Annotated in this window: 13 protein-coding genes and 3 pseudogenes; 11 read left to right on the forward strand and 5 right to left on the reverse strand. The window is 63.9% G+C overall.

Going from position 1 to position 20,780, the window contains the following annotated elements:
* Nucleotides 1-59 precede the first annotated feature (59 nt).
* Entirely contained in the window at nucleotides 60-872 is an 813-nt protein-coding gene (locus LDP01_RS18355; protein ID WP_224093933.1) for a nuclease-related domain-containing protein, read from the forward strand.
* Between the two features lie 5 nt (nucleotides 873-877).
* Complete coding sequence (locus tag LDP01_RS18360) at nucleotides 878-1,531, forward strand: 4'-phosphopantetheinyl transferase family protein (RefSeq protein ID WP_224092433.1); 654 nt, start codon at nucleotides 878-880, stop codon at nucleotides 1,529-1,531.
* On the opposite strand, the gene LDP01_RS18365 is transcribed toward LDP01_RS18360, so the two are convergent.
* The 4 genes and pseudogenes from LDP01_RS18365 to LDP01_RS18380 form a co-directional block, all read right to left on the reverse strand.
* On the reverse strand, nucleotides 1,528-2,868 hold the full coding sequence (locus LDP01_RS18365; protein WP_224092435.1) for a M1 family metallopeptidase: 1,341 nt from the start codon (nucleotides 2,866-2,868) through the stop codon (nucleotides 1,528-1,530). The two genes, LDP01_RS18360 and LDP01_RS18365, sit on opposite strands and share 4 nt — an antisense overlap.
* Before the next feature lie 13 nt (nucleotides 2,869-2,881).
* A pseudogene (locus LDP01_RS18370) lies at nucleotides 2,882-6,839 on the reverse strand (Pls/PosA family non-ribosomal peptide synthetase).
* 87 nt (nucleotides 6,840-6,926) lie between these two features.
* A complete protein-coding gene (locus LDP01_RS18375; RefSeq protein ID WP_224092437.1) occupies nucleotides 6,927-7,892 on the reverse strand; it encodes a quinone oxidoreductase family protein in 966 nt (321 codons plus the stop codon).
* 85 nt (nucleotides 7,893-7,977) lie between these two features.
* Complete coding sequence (locus LDP01_RS18380; protein WP_224092439.1) at nucleotides 7,978-9,066, reverse strand: fatty acid desaturase family protein; 1,089 nt, start codon at nucleotides 9,064-9,066, stop codon at nucleotides 7,978-7,980.
* 178 nt (nucleotides 9,067-9,244) lie between these two features.
* Here LDP01_RS18380 and argC point away from each other — a divergent pair.
* The 9 genes and pseudogenes from argC (at nucleotide 9,245) to LDP01_RS18425 (ending at nucleotide 18,718) form a co-directional block, all read left to right on the forward strand.
* Nucleotides 9,245-10,278: pseudogene (argC, locus tag LDP01_RS18385) on the forward strand (N-acetyl-gamma-glutamyl-phosphate reductase).
* Nucleotides 10,275-11,441 carry a bifunctional glutamate N-acetyltransferase/amino-acid acetyltransferase ArgJ gene (argJ, locus tag LDP01_RS18390; RefSeq protein WP_224089461.1) on the forward strand — a complete coding sequence of 389 codons (1,167 nt, stop codon included), beginning with the start codon at nucleotides 10,275-10,277 and terminating at the stop codon, nucleotides 11,439-11,441. The pseudogene argC and the gene argJ overlap by 4 nt, the downstream one beginning before the upstream one ends.
* A 10-nt stretch (nucleotides 11,442-11,451) precedes the next feature.
* Nucleotides 11,452-12,411, forward strand: coding sequence for an acetylglutamate kinase (argB, locus tag LDP01_RS18395; RefSeq protein ID WP_224089460.1), 960 nt, complete (start codon nucleotides 11,452-11,454; stop codon nucleotides 12,409-12,411).
* The gene (locus LDP01_RS18400; protein ID WP_224092443.1) at nucleotides 12,408-13,673 is read left to right on the forward strand and encodes an acetylornithine transaminase; all 1,266 of its coding nucleotides are present in this window, start codon (nucleotides 12,408-12,410) and stop codon (nucleotides 13,671-13,673) included. The genes argB and LDP01_RS18400 overlap by 4 nt, the downstream gene beginning before the upstream one ends.
* Nucleotides 13,670-14,674, forward strand: coding sequence for an ornithine carbamoyltransferase (gene argF, locus LDP01_RS18405; protein ID WP_224092450.1), 1,005 nt, complete (start codon nucleotides 13,670-13,672; stop codon nucleotides 14,672-14,674). The genes LDP01_RS18400 and argF overlap by 4 nt, the downstream gene beginning before the upstream one ends.
* The gene (locus LDP01_RS18410) at nucleotides 14,674-15,210 is read left to right on the forward strand and encodes an arginine repressor (protein ID WP_223936621.1); all 537 of its coding nucleotides are present in this window, start codon (nucleotides 14,674-14,676) and stop codon (nucleotides 15,208-15,210) included. Before argF ends, LDP01_RS18410 begins: the two co-directional genes overlap by 1 nt.
* A gap of 72 nt (nucleotides 15,211-15,282) precedes the next feature.
* Nucleotides 15,283-16,488 (forward strand): argininosuccinate synthase, encoded by a 1,206-nt coding sequence (locus LDP01_RS18415; protein ID WP_224092452.1) that lies wholly within the window; start codon nucleotides 15,283-15,285, stop codon nucleotides 16,486-16,488.
* Nucleotides 16,488-17,904: pseudogene (argH, locus tag LDP01_RS18420) on the forward strand (argininosuccinate lyase). The gene LDP01_RS18415 and the pseudogene argH overlap by 1 nt, the downstream one beginning before the upstream one ends.
* Nucleotides 17,905-17,980: 76 nt before the next feature.
* Nucleotides 17,981-18,718 carry a maleylpyruvate isomerase family mycothiol-dependent enzyme gene (locus tag LDP01_RS18425; protein ID WP_224089454.1) on the forward strand — a complete coding sequence of 246 codons (738 nt, stop codon included), beginning with the start codon at nucleotides 17,981-17,983 and terminating at the stop codon, nucleotides 18,716-18,718.
* Nucleotides 18,719-19,237: 519 nt separating this feature from the next.
* On the opposite strand, the gene LDP01_RS18430 is transcribed toward LDP01_RS18425, so the two are convergent.
* Nucleotides 19,238-20,728 (reverse strand): DNA-3-methyladenine glycosylase 2 family protein, encoded by a 1,491-nt coding sequence (locus LDP01_RS18430; protein WP_224089463.1) that lies wholly within the window; start codon nucleotides 20,726-20,728, stop codon nucleotides 19,238-19,240.
* Nucleotides 20,729-20,780: the final 52 nt, after the last annotated feature.

Here is a 20,780-nt window from a genome sequence, read left to right on the forward strand (position 1 = left end):
GTGATTTATCAACCGGTTCGGTCCGTGCCGACGATGAACCAGGTAACCTCGTGAAGCAGATGCGGCTCCGGTACGCCGGAGTGTGCCGGGAGTGCGGTGCATCTCTTCCGGCCGGGACAGCGGCAATCTACGAGAGCGAGACCAAGACTGTCCTCTGCTTGGAGTGTGCCACCGAGGCTACGGAAGCTATGTCCTCCGACACGGAACCGCCTGGTACGGAGCGTGCGGTCGCCGATCCCGGAGTAGCCGGTTCATCGGCCCGACGTGAGTACGTTCGCCGAAAGGCGAAGGACGAGGAAAGGCTGCGCGGGAAGTGGGGTCGTTTCGGTGGCCTCGCCGTCGCGCTCTCCGACGAGCGACCGCACACCAAGTCCTGGGATCGGGGCGCGGTCGGTGAAGAACGACTCGGCGCCAGGCTAAGTGCCCTTGCCACCGATGGTTTGGCCGTCCTTCATGACCGCCGCATCCCCGGCTCGAAGGCCAACATCGACCACATTGCCATCACTCCGGGTGGAATCTGGGTGATCGACGCCAAGCGGTACAAGGGACGGCCCGAACTGGAGATCGAGGGTGGCATCCTTCGCCCACGCGTGGAGAAGCTGCTGGTCGGCCGGCGCAATTGCACGAAACTGGTCGATGGGGTGCTCAAACAAGTCGATCTCGTCCGAGACTTCGTAGGGGATGTCCCGGTCACCGGCGCGTTGTGCTTCATAGAGGCCGATTGGCCCCTCATCGGGGGTGGGTTCTCCATTCGTGGCGTTCACGTGCTGTGGCCGAAACGCCTAGCCAAGGTGCTTGCAGCGGAGACAGCCGGCGATGTTGATGTGGCGGCTGTGCGGGAAGCGGTGGCCGCCCGATTCAGGTCAGCGTGACCTTAGTGCAGAGCCCCGTGTTCGAGTTGCTCAGACTCGACGAAGTGCTTGTTGCGGGCGCCCGCCTTCAGGAGCTCGGGCGGCCCGCCCAGGACCGGGCGCTCCGTTTCGCCAGCGCCAAGGACCGGCAAGAATTCATCGCGGGCCGACTGGCGTTATGGCACTTCGCTGCCTCGCTCCTCGACGTGGATCCGGCCCGGCTAGTGCCCGACTACAGCTGCCCACAGTGCGGGCCGGCCCAGGACCACGGCCGTCCCGGTTTCATGCTCGACGGCGTCCCCGCGCCTCTCGCGCTAAGCGCATCCAAAGCCCAGGGCTGGGTGCTGCTGGCCGGCGTCGTGCATCCACCCGAGGGCGCCCGGCTGGGAGTGGACCTTGAAGCTATTGACCAAGCAGCGTTCCAGGGCTTTGATGATGTTGCCTTGACCCCGGGGGAGAAGCACTTCCTGAAGAGTGTGCCGGGAAATCAAAAGACCGTACAGCGGGCACGCTTGTGGGCACGCAAGGAAGCCTGGCTGAAGATGACCGGGGAGGGCCTGCGGAGGAACCCCGCGGAAGTGGACGTATTGGACCGGCCCGGCCTATGGGACATCACCAGCATCAACGGCGAACGCCAGGAACTGCCGGAGGGATTCGTGGCGGCGGTGGCTATTTCCTAGCCCTGCGGCAGCGGCGGGAGGGCAACCTCGTACAACCAAGGCCGGAGAATCGCACCGGCATTGAACCCCGGAATGAAAGAGTCGGCGGCTTCGATAAAGGACGCTGTGGAAATTGAGCCGTGGCGGTTGACCGATGTCCAGTGCTGGAGGAGACCGAAGAACGCTTCGTCACCGGCTGCCAACCGGACGGAGTGGAGCGCCAGGGCGCCTCGTTTGTAGACGCGGTCATCGAACATGAGCTCCGGACCGGGATCGCCAACGAGCAGGTCCTGCGGCCCGGCGTCGAGCTTTTTCCAGGCGGCGAGGGCACGGGCAGCAACCGGCATGGTTCCGGACTCCTCGGACCACAACCACTCGGCGTAGCAGGCGAATCCCTCGTGGAGCCAGATGTCCTTCCAATTGCTGACGGTCAGGGAGTTACCAAACCACTGGTGGGACAGCTCGTGAGCGATCAATCGCTGCGCATCCCAGGCATCACGCATGTGGTTGCGGCCAAAAATGGAGACGGTCTGGGCTTCCAACGGGATTTCCAACTCATCTTCGGTGACAACCGAGGTGTAGTCGCTGAACGGGTAGGGGCCGAAGCAGTCCTCGAAGGTCTTCATCATGTCCGGCTGGCGTTGAAGCCCCTGGCGGGCGTCGTCAGCCATGTCCGCAGTAACCGCGGCGAACTGCGGAACTCGGTGATGGGTGTCTGCAGGGTTGAGCGGCACCATGACATACCGGCCGATCTGCATCGTGGCGAGATATGTGGCCATGGGTTCGGAATGCTCGTAGACCCAGGTCTCGCGGCTCGATTTTCGTGACCGGGACACTAGCTGGCCGTTGCACACCGGCCGGTAGTTGTCATCCGTGGTCACGGAGATCCGGAACGATGATTTATTGCGCGGATGATCGTTGCAGGGGAACCACGACGCCGCGCCGTTGGGCTGGCCGGCCACCAGGACGCCGTCGTTCAGTTCTTCCCAGCCGACTTCGCCCCACAAGCCGCGACGTGGTTGCGGGTTACCCTCGTAGCGGATCTCAAGGACGAAGGGCTGACCGGCCTTCAACGGGGACACAGCAGTGACCACAAGGTGCTCGGCCCGTTGGCTGAACTTTTGGACCTTCCTGCCATCCAACTGGATCTTGGACGCCCGCAGGCCCACCAGGTCCAGGACTATCTGCGAAGCCGGCTCACGGGCCGTGCAACGCAGCACCGCTTTGCCGATCAGCTTGTTGCTGCCCAGCCTGACATCGAGGTCCAATTCGTACCGATCCACACGGTAGCTGGTGCTGCCGTGGTCCAAGGTGTATGGGTCGGCGTTGGTCGCAGTAGTAATTATCGGTGCCGTCATGGTCTGCCCCAATCTACTTGAGTCGGGCGGCCGGTGCTGCCGGACCCTCCCAAGGACTCACGGGGTTTCCCATCCAATAGGTCCCTGCCGGCACGGTTTCGCCGCGCATTACCAACGACGCCGGACCAACGGTGCCGCCGTCGCCAATGCTTGCGGCAGGAAGGATGACGCCGTGGGGTCCCATGGTTGCCCCGTTGCCCAACGTCACAGTATCGATGCTCATGACGCGGTCGTGGAATAGGTGCGTCTGGACCACGCAGCCGCGGTTGACGGTTGAGTTCTCGCCGAGCGTCACGAGGTCCGCTTCAGGGAGCCAGTAGCTTTCGCACCACGTTCCATGCCCGATCTTCGCGCCCAGGCCGCGGAGCCACCACACCAAAGCGGGAGTTCCAGCGGCTGAACGGGCGAACCATGGAGCGCTGACCATTTCAATGAAGGTGTCCACCACCTCATTGCGCCAAATGAACGAGCTCCACAAAGGGTGCTCACCGGCGCGAATGGTGCCCACGAGGACCCACTTGGCAATGATGGAACTCAATGCCGCCACCGCTCCGGCAGCCAGGACCACCACACCGCCTAGAAGTGCGGCCAACCAGTAACTCCAGCCTCGGGCGATCGCGTCCAGAACCAGCATGACCCCGACGCCGATTGCCACCGTGAGGATGACAGGCACCAGGCGGCACAGTTCCCAGAGACCCCTTGCCAGCTTCAGCTTCAAGGGCGGCTGGAACGTGAGGCTCTGATCGGCGTCGACGGCGGTGCGGCGCAACCTGACAGGTGGGCTGCCGAGCCAGGAGGTGCCGGACTTGGCTTTGGCCGGCGTAGCGGACAGCACGGCGACGAGAGAGTTCTTGGGCACGTTGCGGCCCGCTGCCGTCATACCCGAGTTGCCCAGGAACGAACGCTTCCCGATCTTGGCAGGGGCGATTTTCATCCAGCCGCCGCCGAGTTCGTAAGAGGCCACCATCGTGTCGTCGGCGAGGAATGCGCCGTCGCCGATCGTCGTCATCCTGGGCACCAACAGCACAGTCGATGCCTCCACGTTCCGTCCAACCTTGGCTCCCAGAAGACGGAGCCACACGGGGGTAAACAGGCTCGCATAGATGGGGAAGAGCAGGTCCCTTGCCATGTCCAGCAACCGCTCAGTAGCCCAAACCTGCCAACCGATGCGACTCCGCACACGGTAGTAGCCTTCCTTGAGTCCCAAGCCCAGAAGCCGGGCAACAACAAGGATCAGGATGAGGTTGCTGAAGAACCATGCTAGGGCGGCAAGCGGCAACGCCATGCTGATCTGCGGCAGGGCTTCTCCGAGAGACTCATGCCCACCGACAAATGCGAAGATGACCAAAGCACCGGCGAAGGCGGACACATATGGGATCAGGGCCAGAACGGCGGAGCCGGTGGCGAATGCCGAGAACCACAAGCGGGGCCGCGATGGGGCTTCGGCTGCTGGACTCAGGCCAGTCGTGTTTTGCTTTTCCCCGGCGTCGGGCCGGGGAGCCCGACACCAGGTGCCCGGCCTTCACCTTGCCCAGCACTGCGGACCCTGCCTCGACGCGCGCGCCAGCGCCGATGGTGGCTCCGGGCATGAGGGTACTTCGGGAGCCCACCACTGCTCCTGCGCCAACATGGATTTGGCCGATGTGAACAGAATCGCCGTCCACCCACCAGCCGGAGAGGTCCACTTCCGGCTCGATATTGGCCCTGGTTCCCAAGGACAGCAGACCGGTGACCGGCGGCAATGAATGCAGGTGGACGTCCCTTCCGATCTTTGCGCCGAGGGCCCGTGCGTAGTAGGGAACGAACGGTGCGCTGGCCAGGCCAATGGCACCGGAGAGGTCCTGTATCTGCTCAGCCAGCCAAAGCCGCAGGTGCGTCTTGCCGGACCGCGGATATGTTCCGGGTTCAACCTTGCCCAGCAGGATGCGGGCAGCCATCACCGAGATCGCCATGCGGCCCAGCGGACTGACAAAAATCAGCCAGGAAGCCCCGATCCACCACCAGGAAACCACGGGGGCTGCGGTGAATCCAGCGAAATCGGCCAACAGCCTGTTGGCAGCCATGAGGTAGGTCAACCACCGCATGCCCACCAGGATGTGCAGGGGTACGCCCATGAGGACCTGGAAGACCTGCGACTTAAGGGCTGTGGGCCGTACGGTGCGCTCCGCAGCGGGACCCGGCATGCCGCCGTCGGGAAGCGACTGCCGCGCAGCCTCTATGAGTGCGCCAACCCGCGGCGTCGCATAGATGTCCGCCACCGTGATGGTCGGGTACCGAACACGCAATGCGGAAACAAGCTGCGCGGCCGCCAGCGAGCCGCCACCGTAGGCGAAGAAGTCCGCGTCAAGGGAGCTGACAGGGCTGCCGAGGACCGATTCCCACTGCTCCACAATCCATCGGGCGTCGTCCGGCAGATTCAGCGGTGCTTTGCCCGCCTCCTTGGCTGCAACGCCGGCAAGAGGCCACGGAAGCGAGTGACGATCCACCTTGCCGCTGGTCTTTGTCGGCAGCGAACCAACAACCGTCAGGAGGGGGACCAATGCTGCAGGAAGGCTCTCGCCCAACTGTCTGCGGGCCTCGTCCAGGTCCAGTACGCAGCCCTCGGTGGGCGCCAGGTATCCGACGAGGATCTGGTTACCTGCAGACGTCGTTTGCACCGCGGCGGCCGCACCTCCCACCCCAGGCAGAGACTGCAGTGCGGCATCGACTTCGCCCAGTTCGATCCGTCGCCCACCCAGTTTGACCTGTTCGTCGGCCCTCCCGATGAAGACCAGGCCCTCGGCTTCGAAGCGCACAAGGTCACCGGACCGGTAGGCGCGTTCCCAGGCCAGGGTCGGCATGGCTGCATACTTCTCAGCATCCTTGGCCGGATCCAGGTATCGGGCCAGGCCCACTCCGCCGATAATCAATTCCCCAATTTCACCCTCAGCCACGGGCACGCCGGCGGAATCGACGACGGCGAGGTCCCAGCCGTCCAGCGGCAGTCCGATGCGAACAGGGCCAGGTCCGCCCAGGGGAGCCGCGCAGGCGACCACCGTGGCCTCGGTGGGTCCGTACGTGTTCCACACTTCCCGGCCGTCGACGGCGAGCCGTTCGGCGAGTTCAGGCGGGCAGGCCTCCCCACCAAAGATGAGTAGACGCACATTCTCGAGGGCTTCGACTGGCCACAAAGCAGCCAGGGTTGGCACTGTCGAAACAACGGTGATGCCGTGGTTGATGAGCCATGGGCCCAGATCCATGCCGGTCCGTACAAGGGCGCGCGGAGCCGGTACCAGGCAGGCGCCGTGCCTCCAGGCCAGCCACATCTCCTCGCAGGAAGCATCGAACGCGACCGAAAGGCCGGCCAGGACCCTGTCCTGCGGGCCGATGGGATCGGATTGCAGGAAGAGACGGGCTTCGGCGTCCACGAAAGCGGCTGACGAGCTGTGCTTGACGGCAACGCCCTTCGGCGTACCCGTGGAACCGGAGGTAAAGATGATCCACGAGTCGTCATCCAGCCCAGGTTTCTGCGGCTCCGTCACGGCCTTCCGCGCCTCGCCTGCCACTTCAACGGACAGGCCGGCACCAACGACGGCGGCCACCTTGGCTTCGCCAAAAACCAGCCGGGCGCGCTCCTCGGGGTCGTCGGCATCCACGGGGACGTAGGCTGCCCCCGCTATGAGGATTCCCAGGATGGCGACGTAAAGATCACCGGTGCCGGATGGGATGCGGACGCCGACCTTGTCCCCTCGGCCAAGACCAGCGGCGTTCAGGACCCGCGCGAACGCGCGGACTGCTCCAAGCAGTTCGGTGTAGCTCAGTGACTTCCGGCCATCGTCCAATGCCGAGGATTCCGGAAAAGCTGCCGCAGTCGCTTCGAGGATATCCACCAGGGTCCGCTGAGGAGGTGCTGCAGACGCCCCCGGAAACTGGGGGCGGTAGGTGGCCAAGGCATCCAAGTTCCCGGCCACGGCAGATTGTTCTGTGCTCACGCAGTCAGCTTTGCCCAGAAAGGTGAACAAAAGGTGTCGGCGGCTTCCTGCCGTTCACGGTTTGTTGCACGAATGATCGCTTTGCCGTTACGGCAGCAGCAGGACCTTCCCCGTGGTGAGGCGTCCTTCGAGATCCCTGTGTGCCTGGGCCGCTTCGGCCAAGGGGTAGGTAGCGCCGACCCGAACCGCCAGCGTGCCGTTCGCTGCGGCCTCGAAGATCTCGGCTGAGCGCCAACGCCGCTCGTGCGTGTTCTGGACGAAATGGCCCATCGTGGGGCGGGTCAATGTCAGTGAGCCGCCGGAGTTCAGGCGTTGGGGATCGAACGGGGGGACGGGACCTGAAGCGGCGCCGAAGAGCACCATGGAACCCCTGATGCGCAGGCTCCGCAGGGAGTCGTCGAACGTATCCTTGCCCACGCCGTCGTACACCACATTGACGCCCTCGCCGTTGGTAAGTTCGCGGACCTTGTCCGCGAAGCCTTCATAGCGGAGGACTTCATCGGCGCCGGCGAGTTTGGAGAGGTCGGCCTTTTCGTCTGAGGAAACTGTGGTGATGACCCGTGCCCCACGCGCCTTCAACAGTTGGGTTAGAAGCAGTCCCACACCGCCGGCTCCCGCGTGCAGCAGCACCGTGTGGCCAGGTTCCACACGGAAGGAGGAGTTCATCAGGTAGTGGGCGGTTATTCCCTGCAGTGGCAGGGCGGCTGCGGTGTGATCATCGACGCCGGCCGGCACGGGGAGCGCCCTCGCAGCGTCCACGAGTGCGTAGTCAGCGTAGGTCCTGGAACCTTCGGCAGTGGCGATCCTGTCACCTACAGAGAAGTCCTCTACACCCTCACCGATTGCTTCGATGGTTCCGGCGGCTTCCGCGCCGGGGGTGAAGGGGTACTCAACCTTGTAGGTGCCGCGGCGCTGGTAGGTCTCAATGAAATTGACCCCGGCAGCTGCGACCTTGATCAACAGCTGCCCGGGACCAGGTACGGGTGGCTCCACGGAAGCATATTCGAGGACTTCAGGTCCTCCCGGCTCCTTGGCAACAATCGCGTGCGTCATGGTGGCTCCTTACTCCGGGACGGTCCTTCCGGTGCCCGGTTCCAGAACCCATCCTATGAAGGATGACGCCTTTGGTTGTGGAGGCCTAGAAGCGTCCGTGCGTCGAAGCGACGGGGCAGTCGAAGCCACGACCAGCTGCCAGGCCTACCTCGTTGAGGTAGCTGACCACTATCCCGTAGGACTGAATCAGCGTGGTTTCCGTGTACGGGATGGAGTGCTTCGTGCAGAACTCGCGGACGATTCCTGCTGCCTTGTGAAGGTGGGGCCGGGCCATGTCAGGGAACAAATGGTGTTCCACCTGGCGGTTCAGCCCGCCCAGCAGGAAGTCCATGAAGCGTCCGCCTGAGATGTTGCGGGAGGTAAGGATCTGCCGGTTGAGGAAGTCGACTCGGCTGTCCTTGGGAAGGACAGGCATGCCCTTGTGGTTGGGGGCAAAAGAGGCACCCATGTAGAAGCCGTAGACCATGATCTGGACACCGAGGAACGCAAACGCCATACCGATGGGCAGGAAGGTGAAAGCGAGAACCGGGAGGGCGGCAAGACGGGCCACCAGGATAGGCGTCTCCACCCAGCGGTGGCGCACCTTCTGCTTGCCGAAGACAAAGCGAAGCGAGTCGAATTGCAGGCTCAGGCCAAGGAGCGTGAGGAGCGGGAAGAAAAACCAGCCCTGCTTCCTGGTCAGGAAGGCCAGGCGCCCCTTGCGTTCGGCGGCCGCATCTTCGTAGAAGACCAGCGCGTTGTTCCGGATGTCAGGGTCCTTGGAAATGACGTTGGGGTGGTTGTGGTGGGCACCGTGCTTTTGCTCCCACCAGGAGTAGCTGATGCCTGCGATTCCTGTTGCCAGGAGGCGGGCTGACCAGTCGTTGGCGCGACGGGACGCGAAGATCTGCTTGTGTCCGGCCTCGTGGGCCAGGAAGCTCAATTGTGTGCAGAAGATACCCACGGCGGCAGCGATCAAGAGCTGGAACCAGGAATCACCCAACAGGGCGAAGCCTGTCCAGGTGGCGGCCATGAGGATCATGAGGGCTACGAAGAGCCAGATGTAGAACCCGCTGCGCCGTTCGAGAAGACCGGCAGCTTTCACGCTCTTAAGGAGCTCCGAATAGCTTTGAACAACGGGGTTTGGCTGAATTGCGCGTGTCTTGGGGCGCTCAGCGGTGGACGTGGGTGCCATATATGTGCCCCGTATCGCTAACGGGCAACGCTGCAGCCGACGTTCGGACTGCACGGTCTGGATCACCCTCCACTAAGCATACGCCGTCCGCACTAACTTATGTGACGCCGTGCACTCGCCAGAAGACGGCATGCATAAATATCGGCACCCATGAATAGTTTTGCTGTACAGTGGAGCTATGACTATTTCTGTTGCCGTCTCCGGTGCCAGCGGCTACGCCGGGGGAGAAGTGCTGCGCCTGCTTGCGGGCCATCCGAACGTCACTATCGGTGCGATCACTGCGCACAGCAACGCCGGTTCCAGACTAGGGGAGTTGCAGCCTCATCTCCACGGTTTGGCGAGCCGGATTCTTGAAGACACCACTGTGGAGAACCTGTCCGGGCATGATGTCGTCTTCCTGGCCCTCCCGCACGGCGCTTCTGCGGAGATCGCTGCCCAATTGCCGGAAGGCACAGTAGTCATCGACGCCGGAGCGGACCACCGCCTGCAGGATCCGGCTGCCTGGGAAAAGTTTTACGGCTCGGCCCACGCCGGGACCTGGCCGTATGGGCTCCCTGAACTGCCGGGACAGCGCGACGCCCTCAAGGGTGCCAAGCGCATTGCGGTCCCGGGCTGCTACCCGACGTCGGCCCTGCTCGCCTTGACGCCGGGGTTCGACAATAACCTCCTCCTGACGGACGACGTCGTAATTGTCTCGGCCTCTGGTACCTCCGGTGCGGGCAAGGCGGCAAAGGTCAACCTGATCGGTTCCGAAGTCATGGGATCCATGAGCCCCTATGGAGTTGGCGGCGGGCACCGCCACACGCCGGAAATCGAGCAGGGGCTTTCCAATGCCGCCGGCGAGCCGGTGACGGTGTCCTTTACTCCAACCCTGGCTCCGATGAGCCGCGGTATCCTCACTACGGCCACTGCGAAAGTCGGGCACGGAGTTACCTACGCCGAACTGCGCCAGGGCCCTGGGCGGAAGCTTATGACGACGAGCCGTTCGTCCACCTTCTCCCCGAGGGCCAGTGGCCCAGCACCAAGTCAGTGCAAGGTTCCAACCACGCAGTCATGCAGGTGGCCTTCGACCAACACACCGGCCGCGTCATTGTCACGTGCGCTATCGACAACCTCACCAAGGGAACCGCCGGCGGAGCCGTGCAGTCCATGAACATAGCCCTCGGCCTGGACGAAACCGCCGGCCTGAACCTGCAGGGAGTTGCACCGTGACCATTACCGCACCCAAGGGATTCCGGGCTTCCGGCATCAAAGCCGGCATTAAAGCTTCCGGCAACCCGGACCTGGCCCTCGTCGTCAACGACGGTCCGCGAAAGTCCGCTGCCGCCGTCTTCACCTCAAACCGCGTCGCCGCTGCTCCAGTTCACTGGTCACGCCAGGTGGTCAGCGATGGCCGTGTGGACGCCGTGATCCTGAACTCCGGCGGAGCCAACGCCTGCACTGGCCCGCAGGGATTCCAGAACACGCATGCCACGGCCGAGAAAGTGGCCGAAGTGCTGGGAGTCTCAGCTTCCGACGTCGTGGTTTGCTCCACTGGCCTGATCGGCGAGCAACTGCCCATGGACAAGATCCTTCCGGGCGTTGAAACCGCGTTCGGCGAGCTTTCGGCAGACGGCGGTTCGGCCGCTGCCACGGCGATCATGACCACGGACAGCGTCTCCAAGGAGGCCGTCTTCACAGGAACCGACGCCGAAGGCAAGCAGTTCACAGTTGGCGGCATCGCCAAGGGTGCCGGCATGCTGGCCCCCGGTCTGGCAACCATGCTTGTTGTCCTCACCACCGACGCCGAGGTACCGGCGGACGAGCTCGACGTCGTCCTCCGCGATGCCACGCGTGTCACGTTTGACCGCGCGGACTCTGACGGTTGCATGTCCACCAACGACACCGTGGTGCTGATGGCCTCGGGTGCCTCCGAAGCACTGCCCTCTGCGGAACAGCTGAGCGAGGCCATTACGAAGGTCTGCGCCGAGTTGGCCCGTAAGCTTATCGGCGACGCCGAAGGTGCAAGCCACGACATCGCCATCCGTACCTTCAACGCGGCAAGCGAACGCGACGCCGAGATCGTTAGCCGCGCTGTTGCGCGCTCCAACCTCTTCAAAGCGGCCATCTTCGGCAAGGACCCCAACTGGGGGCGGGTACTCTCTGCCGTGGGCACCACCGATGCCGTGTTCGAGCCGGACCAGCTCAACGTGTCCATGAACGGCGTGCAGATCTGCCGCAACGGCAGCATCGGCGAGGACCGTAACATGGTGGACCTTGAACCGCGTGAGGTGCGCGTCGACATCGACCTGCAGGCCGGCGACGCCGAGGCAACCATCTGGACCAATGACCTCACGCACGACTACGTGCATGAGAACAGTGCATACTCGAGCTGAGCGGATGACTATGACTGCGCACACCCGGGAAACCACGTCCGCGAGCCACGTCTCGGCCGAAGCAGCCCAGGACAAAGCGGGCACGCTGATCGAGGCCTTGCCCTGGATCCAGCGTTTCGCTGGAACCACCATGGTGATCAAGTACGGCGGGAACGCCATGGTCAACGATGACCTTCGGCGTGCCTTCGCCGAGGACATCGTGTTCCTCCACCACGTGGGCATCCACCCTGTGGTGGTGCACGGCGGCGGTCCGCAGATCAACTCCATGCTGGGCCGGCTTGGCATCGAGTCCGAGTTCAAGGGTGGGCTGCGCGTCACCACTCCGGAAGCCATGGACGTGGTGCGCATGGTCCTCACCGGCCAGGTGGGTCGTGAACTTGTGGGCCTCATCAATTCCCATGGTCCGTATGCGGTTGGCATGTCCGGCGAGGATGGCGGCCTGCTGCGCGCAGTCCGCACCGGAACCGTGGTGGACGGCGAGGAAGTTGACCTCGGCCTGGTGGGCGAAGTTGTAGGCGTGGACCCCGCCGGGATCACGGACATCCTCGACGCCGGCCGCATCCCGGTGATCTCGACGGTCGCCCCGGAAATCCTCGACGACGGCAACGGTTCCGGTCCCACTACCGGCCAGGTCCTGAACGTCAACGCAGACACCGCGGCTGCAGCTGTCGCTTCTGCGCTGGGCGCCTCCAAGCTGGTCATCCTGACCGACGTCGAGGGCCTCTACGCGAACTGGCCGGACAAATCGTCGCTGATCTCTTCGCTGACTGCCTCCGAACTCCGCGAGATGCTGCCCAAGCTCGAGTCGGGAATGATCCCCAAGATGGCTGCATGCCTGAAGGCGATCGACGAAGGCGTGGAACGCGCGCACATCGTGGATGGCCGGCTGCCGCACTCAATGCTGCTGGAAACCTTTACGACCGCGGGCATCGGCACCCAAGTTGTCCCTGACGAGGAAGTGAACGCATGACCGCGAACGAAGCAGAACTGGTGGAATCCCCAACAGACGCCATTACTGGCCACAGCTCAGGCGCTGACTGGCTGGCCCGCTACAACTCGTCGCTGATGGGTGTCTTCGGCACGCCCCAGCGGGTCCTGGTCCGCGGCGCGGGTTGCCTCGTGTGGGACGCCGACGGCAAGGAGTACCTGGATCTCCTCGGTGGCATCGCCGTGAACGCGCTGGGCCACGCCCACCCCTTCGTCACCTCGGTGATCTCCAGCCAGCTCGCCACGCTTGGACACGTTTCCAACTTCTTCACGAGCCCCACGCAGATCGCTCTGGCAGAAAAGCTGCTGGCCATCACCAATGCTCCCGCGGGATCCAAGGTTTTCTTTGCCAACTCCGGCACGGAAGCCAACGAGGCAGCGTTCAAGCTGGCCCGCCGGAACAGCGACGCCGAGCGCACCAAGATTGTTGCCCTCGAAGGCGCTTTCCACGGCCGCACCATGGGTGCGCTCGCACTCACGGCAAAAGAGGCCTACCGGACACCGTTCGAGCCCCTGCCCGGCGGCGTGGTCCACATTCCGTTCGGTGACATCGAAGCCCTGCGCTCCGCCGTCGACGAATCCACGGCAGCCGTCTTCCTGGAACCAATCCAAGGCGAAGCGGGCGTCCGGCCGCTGAGCGCCGAATATCTGCAGGCAGCCCGCGAAGCCACCACGGCGGCCGGCGCCCTGTTGATTTTGGACGAGGTCCAGACCGGCATCGGCCGGACCGGCAAATGGCTGGCCAGCGAAGACGCGGGGATTGTCCCCGACGCCATCACGCTTGCCAAGGGACTTGGCGGCGGCTTCCCGGTCGGTGCGTTGATTACTTTCGGAAGCACGACGTCGGCCCTGCTCACCGCCGGGCAGCACGGAACCACTTTCGGTGGAAATCCCGTGGCCACGGCTGCTGCCCTTGCCACGCTCCACGCGATCGAGAGCCAAAGTGTCCTCCAGAACGTCCTGAGTGTCGGGGCACACCTACGCGAGGGTCTTGCCCGAGTGGACGCCGTGACTGAGGTCCGCGGTGAAGGTCTCCTTATCGGATTCGACGTCAATGCCGATGTAGCTCCTGCCATGGTTACTGCAGGCCTTGACGCCGGGTTCATCATCAACAGCCCGGGGCCAAAGACCATCCGGCTGGCACCGCCGCTGATCCTCACCATCGAGCAGGCAGACCGTTTCCTGGCTGCGCTGCCTGAGCTCATTACAACGGCTACCGCCCAAACTGCTAAGGACGCACAGTGACTACATCCACCACCCGTCACTTCCTCAAGGACACCGACCTGAGCGCTGCTGAGCAGGCCGAGGTTCTTGAGCTCGCAGCCCGCATGAAAGCGGCGCCGTACAGCGTCCAACCTTTCGCGGCCGATGGCAATGGCCGGAAGACCGTCGCCGTCATCTTCGACAAGACCTCCACCCGTACCCGTGTTTCCTTCGCCACCGGCATCGCGGACATGGGCGGCAACGCGCTCATCATCAACCCCGGCGAAGCACAGATCGGGCATAAGGAATCCGTGGAGGACACCGCCAAGGTCCTTGAGCGCATGGTCTCCACCATCGTGTGGCGGACCGGGGCCCACTCGGGCCTGGTTGCCATGGCGGAGAACTCCAAGGTCCCGGTCATCAACGCCCTCTGCGACGACTACCACCCCTGCCAGCTCCTCGCGGATCTCCTGGCGGTCAAGGAGCACAAAGGCGAACTGAAGGGCCTGAGCATGGCCTACCTCGGTGATGCGGCCAACAACATGGCCAATTCCTACCTTCTGGCTGGCGTCACAGCTGGAATGCACGTCCGTATTTCCGGTCCCGTTGGCTACTGGCCGGCCCCGGAGATTGTCGCTGCTGCACAAGAGCGTGCCGCCGAGACGGGCGGCTCTGTGCTCATCACCAGCGATGCTGCCGAAGCCCTTAAAGGCGCTGACGTCGTGGCAACGGACACCTGGGTATCCATGGGTCAGGAAGCCGAGAAGGAAGCCCGGCTGCAGCTCTTCCGCGACTACTCCGTGGATGAGGCCGCCATGGCGCAGGCCGCGCCGGACGCCGTCGTTCTTCACTGCCTTCCTGCTTACCGCGGCTATGAAATTTCCGCTGGCGTCATCGACGGCCCGCAGTCGATCGTCTGGGACGAAGCTGAGAACCGACTCCATGCCCAGAAGGCACTCATGGCCTGGCTGATGCACCGTTCCGGACTTGCGTTCGTGGAAGGTCTTTCTCCCGTCGAGGGCACTGGGGAGAGCACGTTCTAGTGTCCACGAATCCGTCGGTTCCGGGCGCCAGCCCGGCCACCAAGACTGCCCGCCAGGCGCGTATCACCGCGATCCTGACGGGTGAGTCCGTGCGTTCCCAGGCAGAGCTTGCAGCCCTGCTGGCGGACGACGGCGTTCAGGTCACCCAAGCCACGCTGTCCCGCGACCTTGTGGAACTTGGCGCGGTGAGGGTTCGCGGCAAGGAAGGCGCACTGGTCTATGCCGTTCCGGGGGAGGGCGGTGACCGCAACGCTAAAAGCGGCGTCACGCAGGAAATCCTGGACGCGCGGCTCTCCCGGCTGTGTGGTGAGTTGCTTGTAACTGCCGAGGCTTCGGGCAACATTGTTGTCCTGCGAACACCTCCGGGGGCAGCGAACTTCCTGGCACTGGCCATCGACCACTCCGTAATGCCGTCGGTATTGGGTACGATCGCAGGCGACGACACTCTGCTGTTGGTTGCCAGGGATCCCGACGGCGGAGCCGAACTGGCGGCCCGTTTCCTGCGAATGGCCGAGGAAGCCGGACCGGGAAACTAGCCCGCGGTGGCAACAACTGATTTACGCAGCATTGATTTCAAATGAACCAAGCAACAACAAAGGAGCACTCTCGTGACTGAGCGCATTGTTCTGGCCTACTCCGGTGGCCTCGATACGTCCGTAGCCATCGGCTGGATCGGTGAAGCCACCGGCGCCGAGGTCATCGCCGTGGCCGTCGACGTCGGACAGGGCGGCGAGTCCCTGGAGACCATCCGCCAGCGCGCCCTCGGTTGCGGCGCCGTCGAGGCCTATGTTGCCGACGCCCGCGACGAATTCGCCAACGAATACGCCATGCCGACACTGAAGGCCAACGCCCTCTACCAGGGCCACTACCCGCTGGTGTCTGCCATTTCGCGTCCGGTGATCGTCAAGCACCTCGTGAAGGCTGCCCGCGAATTCGGTGCCACCACCGTCGCCCACGGCTGCACCGGCAAGGGCAATGACCAGGTCCGCTTCGAAGTTGGCATCCAGACGCTCGGCCCGGACCTGAAGTGCATCGCACCGGTCCGCGACCTCGCCCTGACCCGCGACAAGGCGATTGCCTTCGCCGAGGAAAAGGGACTGCCGATCGAGACCACCAAGAAGAACCCGTACTCGATCGACCAGAACGTCTGGGGACGCGCCGTCGAGACCGGCTACCTTGAGGACATCTGGAACGCACCTACCAAGGACATCTACGACTACACCGCCACGCCGGAATTCCCGCCGGCGCCGGACGAGGTCACCATTTCCTTCGAAGCCGGCGTGCCGGTAGCCATCGACGGCGTGAAGGTCACCCCGCTGCAGGCCATCCAGGAACTGAACCGCCGTGCCGGCGCGCAGGGCGTTGGCCGCATCGACGTCGTCGAGGACCGCCTCGTTGGCATCAAGTCCCGCGAAATCTACGAGGCACCGGGTGCAATGGCGCTGATCACCGCCCACAAGCACCTCGAAGATGTCACAATCGAGCGCGAGCAGGCCCGCTTCAAGGCCACCGTTGGCCAGCGCTGGGCCGAGCTGGTCTACGACGGCCAGTGGTTCTCCCCGCTGAAGCGCTCCCTGGACGCGTTCATCGAGGACACCCAGAAGTACGTCTCCGGCGACATCCGCATGGTCCTCCACGGCGGCCAGGCAATCGTCAACGGTCGTCGCTCCGAGACTTCGCTGTACGACTTCGACCTCGCTACCTACGACACCGGCGACACCTTCGACCAGTCCATGGCGCGCGGCTTCATCGAGCTGTGGGGCATGTCCTCCAAGGTTGCCTCCGGCCGCGACCTGCGGGTCTCGGGCGAGTAATGACGTCCGCAACAAACGAAGGCGCACTGTGGGGCGGTCGGTTCGCCGGCGGCCCCCGCGGATGCGCTGGCAGCATTGAGCAAGTCCACGCACTTTGACTGGCGGCTGGCCCGCTATGACATCGCCGGCTCCAAGGCGCACGCCCGCGTGCTGGCGAAGGCCGGATTGCTGGACGACGCCGAACTTGAAGGCATGCTTGCCGCCCTCAATCAGCTGGACGAGGACGTCGCCAGCGGTGCCTACCTCCCGGCCGAGAGCGATGAGGATGTTCACGGTTCACTTGAGCGTGGCCTGATCGAGCGTGCCGGAACACAATTGGGCGGCAAGCTCCGTGCGGGCCGTTCCCGCAACGATCAAGTGGCAACGCTCGGCCGCATGTTCCTGCGCGATCATGCCCGGATCATCGCTGCTGGCGTCCTCGCCACCATCGACGCACTCGTGGAGCAGGCAAAGGCCCACCAGGGTGTTGCGATGCCTGGCCGGACGCACCTTCAGCACGCCCAGCCGGTATTGCTGAGCCATCACCTTCTGGCACATGCCTGGGCACTGCTTCGCGACGTGCAGCGACTCCAGGACTGGGACAAGCGTGCTGGAGTTTCGCCGTATGGTTCTGGTGCCTTGGCCGGTTCGTCGTTGGGGCTGGATCCCGAGGCCGTTGCAGCTGATCTTGGCTTCTTCTCGGCTGTCCACAACTCGATTGATGGCACCGCCTCCCGCGATGTCTTCGCCGAGTTCGCATGGGTGTGCTCCATGATCGGAGTGGACCTGTCCCGGATCTCCGAGGAAGTCATCTTCTGGGCCACCAAGGAATTCTCCTTCGTGACCCTGCACGACTCGTACTCCACCGGGTCCTCGATCATGCCGCAGAAGAAGAACCCGGACGTTGCCGAGCTCGCGCGCGGCAAGGCAGGGCGCCTCATCGGCAACCTGACCGGACTGCTGGCAACGCTCAAGGGCCTGCCGCTCGCGTACAACCGCGATCTGCAGGAGGACAAGGAACCGGTCTTCGACGCCGCCGACACCCTGGAGCTGTTGCTTCCCGCCGTGTCCGGCATGATCGCCACGCTGAAGTTCAACACGGAGCGCATGGAGTCCCTGGCTCCCCAGGGCTTTGCGCTGGCCACGGACATCGCAGAATGGCTCGTCCGCCAGGGCGTTCCCTTCCGTGAAGCACACGAGCTTTCGGGGGCCGCGGTCAAGCAGGCTGAAAGCCGTGGGGTTGAGCTGTGGGACCTGACGGATGAAGAGTATTCAGCGATCTCGGAGCACTTGACTCCCGAGGTCCGCAGCGTGCTCAGCACTGAGGGTTCGCTCAACAGCCGCAACTCCCAGGGCGGAACTGCACCGGCCGCCGTCGAACGTCAATTGGTGGCGCTCACGGCAGAACTGGATGCAGCACGCAGCTACGCCGGCTAAACGCACCATCAATCCTGTGGGATGGCACATCACGTGCCGTCCCACAGGGCTTTAAGGGGTGCGTTAGCATGGCGCTATGACTCAGATCACCACTGGGGCGCTGCCCGCAGAGCTTCACAAAGCCGCCGACATCGTTACCCGCCTCCTCACCAAAATGGACGAGGCATCCGTCCCGCAACCGTCCGAGCTCCCGGGCTGGACCCGTGGCCACGTCCTTGCCCATATTGCCGGGATTTCGCGCGCCATGGCCCGCCAGCTCGAGTACGCCCGGCGCGGTGAGGCCGTGGAACTGTACGACGGCGGCATGGACGGCCGCAACAAGGCCATCGAGCTGGCCGCCGGACACAGCCTCGCAGACCATAAGGAGTCCGTTGACACCGCGCTGTCTCGTGCCTTGGCGGCGTTTGACGCACTGGAACCAGCCGACTGGGAGGCGCGCATCAGCTACCGGGACGGAACAGTCCTCGACGGCGGTCTGGCACTGTGGCGCGAACTCACCATCCATGCATCGGATCTTGGACTGGGATATGGGCCTGAAACCTGGAGCCGGCCCTTCTGCGAGCACCTGTTCACTTTCCTCGAAGCACGCGTTCCGGAGAAGTACAAATTTGTCCTGCAGCCCACAGGACTGCCGCAGCGGGTCATTGGCCACGGGGGCACCTCGATTGCCATTACGGGCATGCTCACGGACATCGCGGCATGGCTCGCCGGCCGCGAACCGAGCTTGGGAAGCCTGCGAGCTACCGCGGCGGCCGACGGCGTCGACCTGCCCGAGCTGCTCCCATGGCCGGCGGCACAACCTGCAGCCCGCTAGGCCGTCCTTCTCTCACTTCCTGACGTGTTTCGGCGGATGTTCTCTCACTTCCTGACGTGTTTCGGCCGGTGCTCTCTCACTTCCTGACGTGCTTCGGTGGATGCTCTCGCACTTCCTGACGTGTTTCGGCCGTCCTTCTCTCACTTCCTGCCGTTTTTTGGGTCGTGGTCGCTAACGTCCTGATGCATCGGGGGAGCGGTACGACGTCGGCACCCGGCTGAATGCCGACGCGGGGTTATGGGAGACGAAAGGGAGCTGCGAGTCCTTGTCCCTTGGGGATGTTCTCTCAGATCCTGAGGCTTTTCCGGCGACGCTCTCTCACTTCCCGCGGCGTTTTCCCCTTTCCTCTCTCACTTCCTGCCGCGTTGAGATGTGAGAGAGGAAACGGCGAAAGGCGTTGGGATGTGTGTGAAGGATCGCGGAAGGGCGTTGGGATGTGAGTGAAGGATCGCGGAAGGGCGTGGGGATGTGAGAGAAGGATCGCGGAAGGGCGCCGGGATGTGAGAGCGGAAACGGGAGCTACGAGTGTTTGGGCTTCGTTGCCGCCCGCCACAAATGCATGGTGGCGTAGGACCGCCAAGGACTGACTTCCCGGAATTCAGGGGTGAGGCCGGGACCAGGAGGGAGGATCCGCAACCCGTTTCGAACGGCCGCGTCATTGCTCAGGAAAACGTCGGGCGCTCCCAGCACGCGCATGGCGACATACCCTACGGTCCAAGGCCCAATTCCTTGTAATGGCAGCAACTTTCGCTCCAGTCCTGCAACGTCGTCGCCGTAGCCGAACTCGAGGGTCCCTGTGGCCATCGCTTCGGCCACGGCAACCACTGACTCGATGCGGCGCTGGGGTCCCCGCAGCAGGGTGCACGCGTCTTCGGCGAGTTCCGCCGCGGTCGGAAACAGGCGATCCAGACCGGGGACACCGCCGTCGATCGGGGAGCCGAGGGCTGATAATTGGGTCAGTGCCGTCCGGGCAGCAGCAACGGTGATTTGCTGGCCGATCAGCGCCCTGACCAGCAATTCCTGGGGGTCGACTGCTCCTGGCACGCGAATTCCGGGAACCTCCTTGATGCTCCCTTTGAGCCGGGGGTCCATCGCCAAGGCGTCGTCGATCGCTTCTGGGTCGGCGTCCAGATCGAACAACCTGCGGACACGACTCAACAACACCGGGAGGTCGTGGAGGTCCACCACCGTAGCCGACAACTGCAAGGGCTTGCCCTGCCTTGAGGGGCTGTAGGCCACCGAGAACGTGGCGTTGCCGCGCGGGAGGCGGAGGGTTCGGGCATAGGTCCTGGTTCCGTCGTGTCCGGTGCTTGCCGACTCGATGCCCGGCACAGCACGAACCGCCAGGAAATCGAAGATTCCCGGGTCGAAGGGCTCCCGATATGGCAGATTCAACGTCAGAGCGGCTGGTGTCCCGTCGCTTGCCTCCCCGGCACCCCTGCGAACTCCCGATTTCGCACCGGTGGTTCGCAGCGCCGTCGGGGTCATCGCAAAAACCTCGCCGATGGTGTCGTTGAATTGCCTCACGCTATTGAACCCCGAGGCAAAGGCGACATCGGCGAGGAGCATCTTCGTTGAGACCAACAGCGTCCTTGCTGTCTGCGCCCTGCTGGCCCGTGCCAGTGAGAGCGGGCCGGCGCCAAGTTCGTGGCTAAGGATGCGGTTGAGCTGGCGCGCGGAGTAGCCAAGGCGGTGCGCAAGGCCGTCGACCCCCTCGCGGGTGATAACGCCGTCGTTGATTAGGCGCATTGCACGGCCGGCAACGTCGGATCGGATGTTCCAGGCCGGTGTTCCGGGGACGGCCTCGGGCAGGCATCGCTTGCAAGCCCGGTACCCGGCTTCGTGGGCAGCGGCCGACGTCTCGTAGAACGTGACATTCTCGGCCTTCGGCGTACGGGCTGGGCAGGACGGCCGGCAGTAGATACCAGTCGAGCTGACGGCCGTGAAGAATTGTCCGTCGAAGCGGGTGTCGCGGGCGTCAATTGCCCTGTAGCGCTGCCAGAAGTCCATTCCTTCATCCTGTCAGGAGTGCACGTCCGCTGCTAGCGGAAATCGGACATAG

It is taken from the genome of Arthrobacter sp. StoSoilB13, from assembly GCF_019977255.1.
In the GTDB taxonomy this organism is placed as follows: Bacteria; Actinomycetota; Actinomycetes; order Actinomycetales; family Micrococcaceae; genus Arthrobacter.